Here is a 12,571-nt window from a genome sequence, read left to right as displayed (position 1 = left end):
TGCAAACATCAAATGTTGTTGATTCTGTCCGTTCAAGCGGGCAAGAAAGAATTGGTGTTAACAGAAAATTCCTTCAAGGAAAATATCGGTCATCAAAGGTAATATAACGGATTCTGCAGAAATGGAAATGACGATTCAGGAATTAGTGTCAATCATCCAGGAAATCGGAAACGCTACTGAAAAGGTTTCTAGGATTGGCGGTATATGAATAACACGGGAAATGAATTGTAGAAAAAAATAGGCCCATTCATACGGGCCTATTTTCACTTGGATATGCGCATGTTCTTACAACCACTTTACTTTCGGTTCTGTTTTATCGATAATCCTCTTGATGTTTGCGCGATGCCGATAAAAAATGAAGATTGTTATTATACCGATTACAATAATGAGCGGCAAATCATCAATATGAAACACTAAACTGTAGATGAGAGCAAGTAGACAAGCAATCATGGATGAAAGCGAGACATATTTGGATATGTATAAGGATATAAAGAAAATGATGACGGCAAAGACAAAAAACCATGGTTCATAAGCAAGAATGACACCAGCAGAAGTTGCCACCGCTTTTCCGCCCCGAAAGTTTGCGAAAATAGGAAACATATGACCGATTACCGCAATAACTCCGGCTAGCAATAAATGCATTTCCACGCCTAGCATATACGGCAGGAAAGTTGCTAGGGTACCCTTAAGTATATCCATGATAGTAACGGTTAGCCCTGCCTTGACACCAAGTGTCCTGAAGGTATTTGTCCCGCCTAGATTTTTACTGCCATGCTCCCGGATGTCGATTTTGTAAAATGTTTTACCGATTATTAAACCGGAAGGAATCGAGCCGATCAGGTAGGCAGCCAGTATAGTGATAAATGTAAGCATTCTATTACCCTTTCTTTTAAGAAAAATCTTCTTTTTTTATCACGTTTAAGGGTCGATTGTTCCCTTTTTCAAAAATAAACGTGTAGAAATAGCTAAAAACAGCCTTAAAATACCTGTTAAGCTTCTCTTATTGTAACATTTTCGTGACAAAATGGTACGGCTGTCCAAAAAAAATCCACTAAAAAAATGAATTTTCCTTGATGAACTTACATCTTTTGATATACGTTAAGTTCATGAAGGGTGAAAGGTTTAGGCTTCCTTATTTTCGTAAATATAAAATGAAGGATGCCTTCTTGTATAAATTGTTACAATACGTGGTAGTCTGTATGAACATAAGAAAGTTAAAGAGTCATGCCTTTTCGAAACTTATTCTTTCTTGTATAATGGTTTTTCTTAATAATGGTAATAAACAGCTTTTGTCTGTAAAATTCCTTTGTTAGGAATACTCTTTATTCAAATATTACATTTTATTATAAAGGGGATAGAAAAGAATGATAGAAAATCCAAGCAGGGAAGAAATGGGAAAGATGTTGAAAAAATCGAAGCGCATCGCTGTCGTTGGTCTATCTAATAACCCTGAGCGTACTTCTTATATGGTATCGAAGGCCATGCAGGAAAGCGGTTATGAAATCATCCCGGTAAACCCTGCTATATCAGAAGTACTGGGTGTCAAGGCAGTTAAAGCCCTGAAAGATATTGAAGGGCACGTCGATATCGTCAATGTTTTCCGCCGTTCAGAGTTCCTTCCGGAGATAGCCAAGGAATTTGCAGAAATAGATGCAGATATCTTTTGGGCGCAGCTAGGTGTAGAAAATGAAGAAGCCTATAATTTTTTGAAAGAAAAAGGATATACTGTCATCATGAATCGATGTATAAAAGTCGAACACGCCCTTACTAAGTAAAATGAAGAGCGGAACTTCCGCTCTTTTTTTAAGGTATCGCTGTATCTCGACAGGAGAAAAACCAAAAGGCAGGGCAAAATTAAGCCATCAAAGCTTAATTTGATTAAAAAAAGTAAAAGTATATTTGCCAAATGAAAATTTACCGCTACAATTAGAAAGGTAGCTATGATACGTTTTGTTCCTCACAAATGTGCTAACGCTAATAAAAAGGACAAAAAAATAGAACACTTGTTCTTTGTTCGTAAAAGTATTATACTTTTTATATGATATTAACGTATTAATGGATTTGTTAAGCTAGTGAGTCATTTCATTGCAGTATGATTTGGCCCGGAAATTGTGTTTTAGTAAGGAAAGGGGAATTTCTGTGGCAAAGAAAGTAAAAACAATCGAGTACAATGATGATGCAATTCAGGTACTGGAAGGACTCGAAGCGGTCAGAAAACGTCCCGGTATGTATATCGGCAGTACTGATGCACGCGGACTTCATCATTTAGTGTACGAGATTGTAGATAACTCCGTAGATGAGGCTTTAGCTGGATATGGAGACCAAATTAGTGTGAAAATACATAAAGATAACAGTGTAAGTGTGTCTGATAAAGGGCGGGGAATGCCTATTGGCATGCATAAATTAGGTAAACCGACGCCTGAAGTCATTTTGACGATTCTTCATGCTGGAGGTAAATTTGGACAAGGCGGATATAAAACGAGTGGAGGCCTTCATGGAGTCGGTGCTTCGGTCGTTAACGCGTTGTCTGAATGGCTTGTCGTGACAATCAAAAGGGACGGGTTCATTTACGAACAACGTTTTTTCAATGGCGGAAAGCCAGAAACCACATTGGAGAAAATCGGTAAAACCAATCAAGCCGGTACCAAAATCCACTTCAAGCCAGATCCAAAAATATTTTCGGTGACGACTTTTAATTATGAGATCCTATGTGAGCGTCTTCGCGAATCAGCTTTTCTTTTAAAAGGCATGAAGATAGAATTGACGGATGAGCGTAACGACCATAATGAAATTTTTCACTATGAAAATGGCATTGAAGCGTTTGTTGATTATTTAAATGAAGAAAAAGAGACCCTTCATAGTGTAGTCAGCTTAGAAGGGGAACAAAATGGGATAGAAGTCGAACTCGCTTTTCAATTCAACGATGGTTATTCAGAGAATATTTTAAGCTTTGTAAATAATGTTCGTACGAAAGACGGAGGCACCCATGAGATTGGCGCAAAAACGGCCATGACACGGGCATTTAATGATTATGCCAGAAAGATGGGGCTATTGAAGGAAAAAGATAAAAACCTCGAAGGTACCGATATACGTGAAGGCTTGTCTTCAATCATTTCAGTACGTATCCCTGAAGAACTTCTTCAATTCGAAGGGCAAACCAAGAGCAAACTTGGAACAAGTGAAGCCCGTTCTGCAGTCGATTCCATCGTATCAGAGCACTTAGCCTACTTTTTTGAAGAAGATCCGACCACGAGTACCCTATTGGTTAAAAAAGCGATTAAAGCGTTCCAAGCAAGGGAAGCGGCACGCAAAGCCCGTGAAGACGCAAGAAGCGGGAAGAAACGGAAAAAATCCGATGCCATACTTTCTGGGAAATTAACACCAGCTCAATCGAAAAATCCCGAACGGAATGAATTGTACCTTGTAGAAGGGGACTCTGCTGGGGGATCCGCTAAACAAGGGCGAGATCGCCGTTTCCAAGCAGTACTGCCATTACGGGGTAAAGTTATCAATACGGAAAAGGCAAAATTGGCGGATATTTTTAAAAACGAAGAAATAAATACGATCATCCATGCAATCGGCGGAGGTGTCGGGGCGGAATTCAATACGCCGGACACTAACTATGATAAAGTGATCATCATGACTGATGCCGATACGGATGGGGCCCATATCCAAGTGCTGCTGCTGACTTTCTTTTATCGCTATATGAAGCCGTTAATAGAGTCAGGAAAGGTTTACATTGCCTTGCCCCCTTTATATAAAGTGAGCAAAGGGACCGGGAAGAAAGAAGTTATTGAATATGCTTGGAGTGACGAGGAACTTCAGGGAGCGATAGACAAGGTTGGGAAAGGCTATATGATTCAGCGCTATAAAGGGCTGGGTGAGATGAATGCCGATCAATTATGGGATACCACCATGAACCCGGAAACAAGGACATTGATACGTGTGAAGATCGATGATGGTGCCCGTGCGGAAAGACGTGTGACAACGTTGATGGGAGATAAGGTTGAACCGCGCCGTAAGTGGATTGAAGCCAATGTCGCTTTTGGTCTCGAAGAGGAATCGAATATTTTAGATAATGAAAATATGTCGATTGAAGAGGAGGTCATTAACGATGGTATTTGAAGAAACGTTTCGAGATTTGCCGCTTGAAGAGGTAATTGGTGACCGCTTCGGGCGTTATAGTAAATATATTATCCAAGATCGGGCACTTCCGGATGCAAGGGACGGTTTAAAACCGGTACAGCGCAGGATATTGTATGCGATGCATGTCGAAGGAAATACTCAGGAAAAAGGATTCAGGAAATCCGCAAAAACGGTCGGTAATGTAATTGGTAACTATCACCCACACGGAGATTCCTCCGTCTATGAGGCAATGGTTCGGATGAGCCAAGACTGGAAGCTGCGGAAGGTCATGGTCCAAATGCACGGAAACAACGGCAGTATTGATGGAGATCCGCCAGCTGCGATGCGGTATACGGAAGCGAGGCTTTCATCGATTGCCTCAGAGATGCTGCGGGATATTGAAAAAAGGACGGTCGATTTTGTACCGAACTTTGATGATACTTCAGAAGAGCCCATTGTATTGCCTGCAATGTTCCCTAACCTGCTTGTAAATGGCTCTACAGGAATTTCAGCAGGCTATGCCACTGAAATCCCGCCACATCAACTAGGTGAGGTCATTGATGCGGCCATTATGCGAATCGATAAGCCGGAAGCGACTGTCGCTGACTTGATGACGGTCATTAAAGGTCCGGATTTTCCTACTGGCGGTATCATTCAAGGCATTGAAGGCATTCGTAAGGCTTATGAAACAGGTAAAGGGAAAATAATCATTCGCGGGTTGGCGGAAGTGGAAACGATTCGGGGCGGCAAACAGCAAATCGTCATCACTGAAATCCCATATGAAGTCAATAAAGCCAACCTTGTTAAGAAAATGGATGAGTTCCGCCTAGACCGGAAAGTGGAAGGTATTGCCGAAGTAAGGGATGAAACCGACCGTACAGGACTGCGCATTGTCATCGAACTGAAAAAAGAAGCAGATGCAAATGGAGTCCTGCATTATTTATACAAAAATTCCGATCTCCAAATTGCATACAATTTCAATATGGTCGCGATTTATAAAAAACGGCCAACATTGATGAGCCTGCCAAAAATGCTCGATGCATATATCGACCACCGTAAAGAGGTAATCGTGAACCGTTCACGTTATGAGTTGCAAAAGGCACATGACAGGGCACATATCGTCGATGGTTTAGTGAAGGCTTTGTCCATATTAGATGAAGTCATCGCTGTCATCCGGGCATCTAAAGACAAACGGAATGCCAAAGATAACCTCATTGCTAAATTCGATTTTACAGAAGCGCAAGCTGAAGCCATTGTCTCCTTACAGCTATATAGGCTGACAAATACGGATATTACAGCACTTGAAGCTGAGGCAGCGGAATTGAAGAACAAAATTGAGGAATTGACAAAGATTCTTGGCAGTGAAAAAGTTCTTCTTCAAGTAATTAAAAAAGAACTTCGATTCATTAAAAAGGGCTTTGATGACGGACGGCGTTCCAAAATCGAAAAAGAAATTGAAGAAATCAAAATCAATCTTGAAGTCTTGATTGCGAGTGAGGACGTTATGGTGACCGTGACGAAAGAAGGCTATGTCAAACGGACTTCGTTACGATCTTATGCTGCTTCAGGGGGTCTTGATTTTGGCATGAAGGATTCCGATCGCCTGCTCCAGAGGCTGGAGATGAATACAACGGATGTCCTGTTGCTGTTCACATCCAAAGGGAACTACCTCTATTGTCCAGTTCATCAGCTTCCTGATATTCGCTGGAAGGAAACTGGTCAGCATATCGCGAACATCATTCCAATCGACAGGGAAGAACAAATCATAAAAGCGATTCCAATCAAAGATTTTACAATGCCGGAATTCTTAGTGTTCATCACGAAAAATGGTATGGTGAAAAAGACAGAATTAGCTTCCTATAAAGCTCAGCGTCATTCAAAACCGCTGGTTGGTGTCAATTTAAAAGGTGACGATGAACTTGTCGATGTCCATCATACCGATGGACAGGCTGACCTTTTCCTAGTCACCCATAACGGCTATGGTTTATGGTTTGATGAAGAAGAAGTAAGTGTTGTCGGTGTTCGGGCAGCAGGAGTCAAAGGGGTTAATTTAAAAGAAGATGACTATGTCATTGGCGGAAAGGTTTTGGCCAAGGATAGTAAAGAATCGATCTTTATCGTTACACAGCGCGGGGCCATAAAGAAAATGAAATTAACCGAGTTTGAAAAAACGAGCCGGGCAAAACGCGGTGTCGTGGTCTTGAGGGAATTGAAATCGAATCCTCATAGGGTCATTGGATTTGATATCATTAACAAAACGGACAGTCTATTCATTCTTTCTGAAAAGGGAACCATTGAAACGATTCATGCCGCTTCATTAAAAAACCATGATCGATATACGAATGGATCATTTGTATTTGATGAAACGGTTAGTGGAAAAGCGAAAGAATTATGGAAAATATCATTGGAAGATGACTCCGCCATAGAGCAGTGAATCATTTTTTGAAACGGGATGCTGATTTTGATCAGCATCCCGTTTTATTTTCAAATAATATCCTTAAAGAAAATAATCCCCACATGCCGCGTACTACAAGTTGTTTCCTTTTACGAAAGCATCTCTAAATTCAAAAATGACTTATTGAGTCAATTTTAAATCCTAGTATTATGAACCTAATATGATTAAGGGTGCAGCAAATAATTCAATTTTGAATTTTAGCATTAATTGAATCAACGTAACATAACGATTTATTTTTGGCACACTCCTTGCATATTGTTTAGTATGACTTCTTTATTTTTTTGAATGAAGAAAGGGGAGGGCCAATGGATAGACCTTGGAAAAAGCATATCCCGCAAGGAAATCCAATAGAGATTGAAATTCCTGAAATGTCTTTGACAGAACTATTTTATCAATCAGTCGAACAATATTCGGATAAAACAGCGGTTACGTTCATGGAGCAAAGGTATACATATTCAGAGTTGGGGAAGTTAGTGAAAAGATGTGCCCGCTTGCTTGCCGATGAAGGTATTGGAAAGGGAGATCGTGTGGCTCTTATGCTTCCTAATTGTCCACAATATCCAATTGGTTTTTTTGGAACTCTTTTGAATGGAGCCATTGTTGTCCAAATCAATCCAATGTATAAGGCGAACGAATTAATACATGTCCTGAAAGACTCTGGTGCAAGGCACATCATCGTGCTGGAAGACTTATTGCCAATAGTTGAAGCCGTTACAGCTGAAACCGATGTCGAAAAGGTGTTGAGCGTGTCGCTGGAAAAGGGCAAGTGTGAAATGACAAAAAAACTTCTATCAGTAACAGAGGCGGATTTCACTGTGGAGATTGAACCTGCCGAAGATGTCGCAGTCCTCCAATATACAGGAGGAACGACAGGGCGTTCTAAAGGGGCTATGCTAACCCATCGTAATATCGTTGCCAATACGCTGCAAAGTGCAGCCACTTCAAGAATCAATACTCAAAAGGGTAAGGAAAGGGTACTAGGCGTTTCCCCATTATTTCATGTTTACGGCATGACTTCAGGGATGAACCTGACGTTTTATAATGGCGGGGAATTAATTCTTGTATCCCGGTTTGAGGTGAAGGAGATCGTTGATATCATCAATAATCTTAAACCGACTATTTTTCCAGGCGTACCGACGATGTATATTGCTTTATTACAATATTACCAGTCCCATCCATTTGAGTTGCATACATTGAAATCTTGCGTTTCGGGTTCGTCACCATTGCCATTGAATGTATTATCAAGGTTTAACGAATTGAGTGGAACAAAGATTGCAGAGGGCTATGGACTGTCCGAGGCATCACCAGTCACGCACCGGAATCCAGTTAGCGGCCTGCAAAAACCCGGAAGTATCGGGATTCCGATACAAAATACGGATGCCGCCATAATTGACAGTATTACAGGAGAGCCAGCCCTCTTGGTTGATACACCAGGTGAATTGGTCATAAAGGGTCCGCAGGTAATGAAAGGTTATTGGGGCATGCCTGAAGAGACGCGGCAGACGATTCAAAACGGGTGGCTGCATACCGGTGATATTGCCAAGATGGATGAAGATGGCTTCTTTTACATTGTGGGACGAAAGAAAGAGATGATCATCGCAGGCGGATTCAATATTTATCCAATTGAAATTGAAGATTTACTATACAGCCATCCTAAGGTGCTGGAAGCTGCCGTCTTTGGCGTTTCCGATCAATATCGCGGTGAAACGGTACATGCAGCGGTAGTTCTAAAACCTAGTGAAAGAATAACTGAAAACGAATTGAAGGATTATTGCCGAAATCGGCTTGCTGCCTTTAAAGTACCAAAAGCAATCACATTTGAAAGTGAACTTCCGAAGACGGCGGTCGGTAAAATCTTAAAACGCAAGCTTCAGGAAAAGCATATCGCTTATTCGGATAATATATGAAAGCGTTAACAACCAATTCGCAGATAAAGGGGAATTCAAATGGACTTTCGCTTAGATGAAGACATCCTGCTATTAAAAGAAAATATACGCCAGTTTATCGAAGAGCAAATCGATCCATTTTCCATGCAGATAGAGGATGAAGATCATATCCCGGAATCGATCATAAATTTATCGAAGGAAATCGGGCTATTCGGACTTAGTATCCCGGAAAGGTATGGCGGGCTCGGAATCGGGATGGTGGGAAAATGTGCTTTATATGAGGAAATCGGCAAAACACATAATGGATATACCACCCTGATTGGGGCCCACACCGGCATAGGGACGGTAGGGATAGTTGAAATGGGCAATGAAATGCAAAAGGAAAAGTATCTACCAGATATGGCAAGCGGTAATAGAATTGGCGCTTTTGCTTTAACTGAGCCTGCAGCGGGGTCACATGCTACGAATCTCAAAATGACGGCTGTCAAAAATGGGGATAAATATGTTCTAAATGGGACTAAGCATTATATAACGAATGCAGATGTAGCAGATATTTTTACAGTTATGGCCGTAACGGACAAAGATAAAGGGGCGAAAGGAATCACCTCATTCATAGTAGAAAAGGATTTTCCGGGTTTTAGAGTCGGTAGCCTGGAAAGGAAGATGGGACTTCGAGGCTCACATTCGGCCGAATTGGTTTTTGAAGATTGCGAGGTTCCTGCCGAAAATGTACTGGGGGACGTTGGCCAAGGGTATGTAAATGCATTGAAGATCCTTGCAAATGGCCGGGCAGGCCTTGCCGCACGTAATTTGGGGTCCTGTCAATACCTGCTCGATCTATCTACTAAGTATGCTACTGAACGTGAACAATTCAATGTCCCGATCATTGATCATCAAGCCGTATCCCATATGATTGCCGAGATGGCAATGGAAATAGAAGCACTTCGCTCATTCACATACAGGGTCGCATGGATGGTCGATCAGAAAGAAAAAATCATTAAAGAAGCGGCAATGCTTAAGTTGTATGGTTCGGAAGTATATAATCGTATCGCTGATAAGGCCGTTCAGATTCATGGCGGGATGGGATACATGAAGGATTATCCAATTGAACGTTTTTATCGGGATGCCCGAATCACTAGAATATATGAAGGCACGTCCGAAATCCAAAAAAATATCATTACCGGACAATTGAAGAGAAAATACCAAAACTAGTCTAATTGGAAAGCGGAGGGGTTAAAATGGATTTACGACTATCGGATGAACAAAAAATGGTACAAAAAACAATACGCAAGTTCGTGGAAAATGAATTGATTCCCTTGGAAAATGAAGTGCTTCGCAATGAAATGGCAGGAAAACCTAGTTTGCCGGAGGGGACATTGAAAGATTTACAGGAAAAAGCAAAAAAAGCTGGATTTTGGGGCATCAATACTCCGGAAGAATTTGGCGGGGCAGACTTAGGGCAGCTTATGATGGCAATTGTCTTGATGGAAGTATCAAAAACGTTTGTACCATTCAGCTTTGGAGGTTCGGCTGATAACATACTTTATTATGCAAATGAGGAACAGAAACAGAAATATCTGATCCCTACGATTAACGGTGAGAAAAAGTCCTGTTTTGCCATGACGGAGCCGGGAGCAGGGTCCGATACGCGAAATATTAAAATGACGGCAGTAAAAGATGGGAACGAATGGGTGCTTAACGGTGAAAAAACTTTCATTACAGGAGGAAATGATGCCGATTTCGTCATGGTCATTGCTGTAACCGACAAAAAACGTCATCAAGCAACCGGAACGGAAGGGGTAACCTGTTTCATTGTAGACCGTGATATGGGCTGGAGATCAGAGTATATCAATACGATGGGAGAATGGGGGCCGGCCGGATTAGTTTTTGATAATGTCAGGGTACCCGAAGAAAACATCTTAGGGGAAGTGCATGGCGGTTATAAACTAGGCTTGGAATGGATAGGGTTTGCAAGATGGATCGTGGGCGCACGCGCTGTCGGTTCTGCAGAAAGGTTGCTGCAAATGGCTATAGAATACGCTAAAGAACGAGTCACATTCGGTAAACCGATCGCGGAGCGCCAGGCCATTCAATGGCAGATAGCTGATTCGGCTGTCGAGATCGAAGCAGCAAGATGGCTTGTATTGAATGCTGCTTTTACACTTGATAATGGAGAAGACAATCGCCATTTAGCTTCAATGGCCAAACTCTATGGAGCCAATATGGGAAATCGGGTCGTTGATCGCGTATTGCAGATACACGGTGGCATGGGCTATACGAAGGAGCTTCCCATCGAACGTTGGTACCGCGAGGCTAGGCTTTGGAGGATTTATGATGGTACGGATGAAATACAGCGTATGATCATTTCCCGCAATTTGATTAAAGGGCATGTTAAACTAGGACAATTCTTATAATAGATTAGGAGGAAACGATTATGACAGGGAGATTTTCAGGGAAAACGGCTTTAGTTACAGGCGGAAGCAGGGGGATTGGCCGGGCGATCGTCGAATTATTTGCCAGTGAAGGCGCAAACGTAGCGATTATCGATATCAACGAAGAGGTTTTGACATCAACAGGAAATGAATTAAGGGATAAGGGTTATACCATTTTTACGAAAGTGGCCAATGTGGTCAATTCCGAAGAGGTGGAAGCATCCATAACAGAAATAGCCGACACCTTCGAATCGCTTGATATTCTCGTGAATAATGCTGGGGTCATCAGAGATAATCTACTTTTTAAAATGACCGATTCAGATTGGCAGACGGTAATGGATGTGCATTTAAAAGGTACTTTCAATGCAGTACGTGCCGCCCAGAAGCATATGGTTGCAAATAAATACGGAAGGATCATCAATATATCCTCCACCTCGGCCCTCGGGAACCGCGGGCAGGCTAATTATTCAGCCGCTAAAGCCGGGCTTCAGGGGTTAACAAAAACACTGGCGATTGAACTTGGCAAATATGGGATAACGGCTAATTCGGTCGCACCAGGTTTTATCGAAACCGAAATGACGAAAGAAACAGCTAGGCGGGTGGGAGTGAGTTTTGAGCAATTCATCCAGGATAGGGCAAACAGTATTCCTGTTGCCAGAAGCGGTTTGCCAAGTGATATTGCTCATGCTGTTGCGTTCTTTGCCGATGAAGCATCCTCATTCATTAGCGGGCAGGTTTTATATGTTGCGGGCGGTCCAAAAAATTAAGGGAAAAGGCGGGATGTTATGTTCAACGAAAGTATTGGAAAACGATCCACCCCCGTTAAAAATATAGTTGAACGGGGAGCCGTTAAAAAATTCGCATTATCGATTGGTGATCCCCATCCGATTTTCATGGATGAAGAAATAGGCAGACAATCAAGGTACGGAACGAATATCGCTCCACCAACTTTCCCAAGGGTCTTTGATTATGGGACGATAGAAAGCTTAAATCTCCCGAATAAAGGGTTGATTCACGGTGAGCAGATATATCGCTATAACAGGCCGCTGAAGGTAGGAGAAGAAATCACCTGTTATACGGAAGTGAAAGACTATTATGAGAAAAAAGGGAAACAAGGGGAAATGGGATTTCTAGCCTTTAAAAATTATGGAACGGATGCAAATGGGGAAATTGTCTTCACTGCTGAACAGCTTGTCATTATAAATGAAACGATCAGAAGGATGGTGATGAGTAAGTGACGACATTAACCGAACTTCATATTGGTGACTCGTTACATTCCATCGAGCTTGCACCTGTAACGCGATTGGACCTCATTAAATATGCCGGCGCATCAGGTGATTTCAATCCCATTCATACGATTGATGAGGAAGCAAAAAATGCTGGTCTCCCCGGTATCATCGCACATGGAATGTGGACGATGGGAAACCTCGCAAAGCTTTTCAGTAATCTTTATGAAATTGGTTTTATCGAAGAATACAAGATTCGTTTCAAAGGTATGATTTTCTTAAATGATGTCATAACTCTTCAAGCGGATCTAAAAGAAAAAAATGGGGATAGATATTTTTTCAACGTAGCGGCCACTAACCAGTCAGGTAAGGAAGCGATCAGTGGAGAAGTTATTTTTAAGACTTACTGAGGGAAAGTAGTGATGAAAATTATTTCATCACTACTTT

The 12,571-nt window shown here is 41.8% G+C and carries 10 protein-coding genes; 9 read left to right on the top strand and 1 reads right to left on the bottom strand.

Annotated elements, in window-relative coordinates; genetic code table 11:
* Positions 1-285: 285 nt before the first annotated feature.
* Positions 286-873: a glycerol-3-phosphate 1-O-acyltransferase PlsY gene (gene plsY, locus J7E52_RS12185; protein WP_214746625.1), complete on the bottom strand. Its 588-nt coding sequence runs from the start codon at positions 871-873 to the stop codon at positions 286-288.
* Positions 874-1,364: 491 nt separating this feature from the next.
* On the opposite strand from plsY, the gene J7E52_RS12180 reads away from it, so the two are divergent.
* The 9 genes from J7E52_RS12180 to J7E52_RS12140 all read left to right on the top strand — a co-directional run bounded on the left by J7E52_RS12180 (position 1,365) and on the right by J7E52_RS12140 (position 12,534).
* Positions 1,365-1,775 carry a CoA-binding protein gene (locus J7E52_RS12180; RefSeq protein WP_098371897.1) on the top strand — a complete coding sequence of 137 codons (411 nt, stop codon included), beginning with the start codon at positions 1,365-1,367 and terminating at the stop codon, positions 1,773-1,775.
* A 385-nt stretch (positions 1,776-2,160) separates the two neighbouring features.
* On the top strand, positions 2,161-4,125 hold the full coding sequence (gene parE / locus J7E52_RS12175) for a DNA topoisomerase IV subunit B (protein ID WP_396020273.1): 1,965 nt from the start codon (positions 2,161-2,163) through the stop codon (positions 4,123-4,125).
* Complete coding sequence (gene parC / locus J7E52_RS12170) at positions 4,115-6,559, top strand: DNA topoisomerase IV subunit A (RefSeq protein WP_214746622.1); 2,445 nt, start codon at positions 4,115-4,117, stop codon at positions 6,557-6,559. Before parE ends, parC begins: the two co-directional genes overlap by 11 nt.
* Positions 6,560-6,885: 326 nt before the next feature.
* The gene (locus J7E52_RS12165) at positions 6,886-8,487 is read left to right on the top strand and encodes a long-chain-fatty-acid--CoA ligase (protein ID WP_214746619.1); all 1,602 of its coding nucleotides are present in this window, start codon (positions 6,886-6,888) and stop codon (positions 8,485-8,487) included.
* A 39-nt stretch (positions 8,488-8,526) separates the two neighbouring features.
* A complete protein-coding gene (locus tag J7E52_RS12160; protein ID WP_214746616.1) occupies positions 8,527-9,678 on the top strand; it encodes an acyl-CoA dehydrogenase family protein in 1,152 nt (383 codons plus the stop codon).
* 26 nt (positions 9,679-9,704) lie between these two features.
* Entirely contained in the window at positions 9,705-10,880 is a 1,176-nt protein-coding gene (locus J7E52_RS12155; protein ID WP_214746613.1) for an acyl-CoA dehydrogenase family protein, read from the top strand.
* Between the two features lie 20 nt (positions 10,881-10,900).
* Entirely contained in the window at positions 10,901-11,665 is a 765-nt protein-coding gene (locus J7E52_RS12150; protein ID WP_214746609.1) for an SDR family oxidoreductase, read from the top strand.
* 18 nt (positions 11,666-11,683) lie between these two features.
* A complete protein-coding gene (locus J7E52_RS12145; protein WP_214746607.1) occupies positions 11,684-12,136 on the top strand; it encodes a MaoC family dehydratase N-terminal domain-containing protein in 453 nt (150 codons plus the stop codon).
* Positions 12,133-12,534, top strand: a complete 402-nt coding sequence (locus J7E52_RS12140) for a MaoC/PaaZ C-terminal domain-containing protein (protein WP_214746604.1) — start codon at positions 12,133-12,135, stop codon at positions 12,532-12,534. The genes J7E52_RS12145 and J7E52_RS12140 overlap by 4 nt, the downstream gene beginning before the upstream one ends.
* Positions 12,535-12,571 lie beyond the last annotated feature (37 nt).

Source organism: Bacillus sp. ISL-34 (assembly GCF_018613325.1).
GTDB lineage: Bacteria > Bacillota > Bacilli > Bacillales > DSM-1321 > Peribacillus.
The sequence above is the reverse complement of the archived record's forward strand: the minus strand, read 5'-3'. Positions and strand labels throughout refer to the sequence as shown.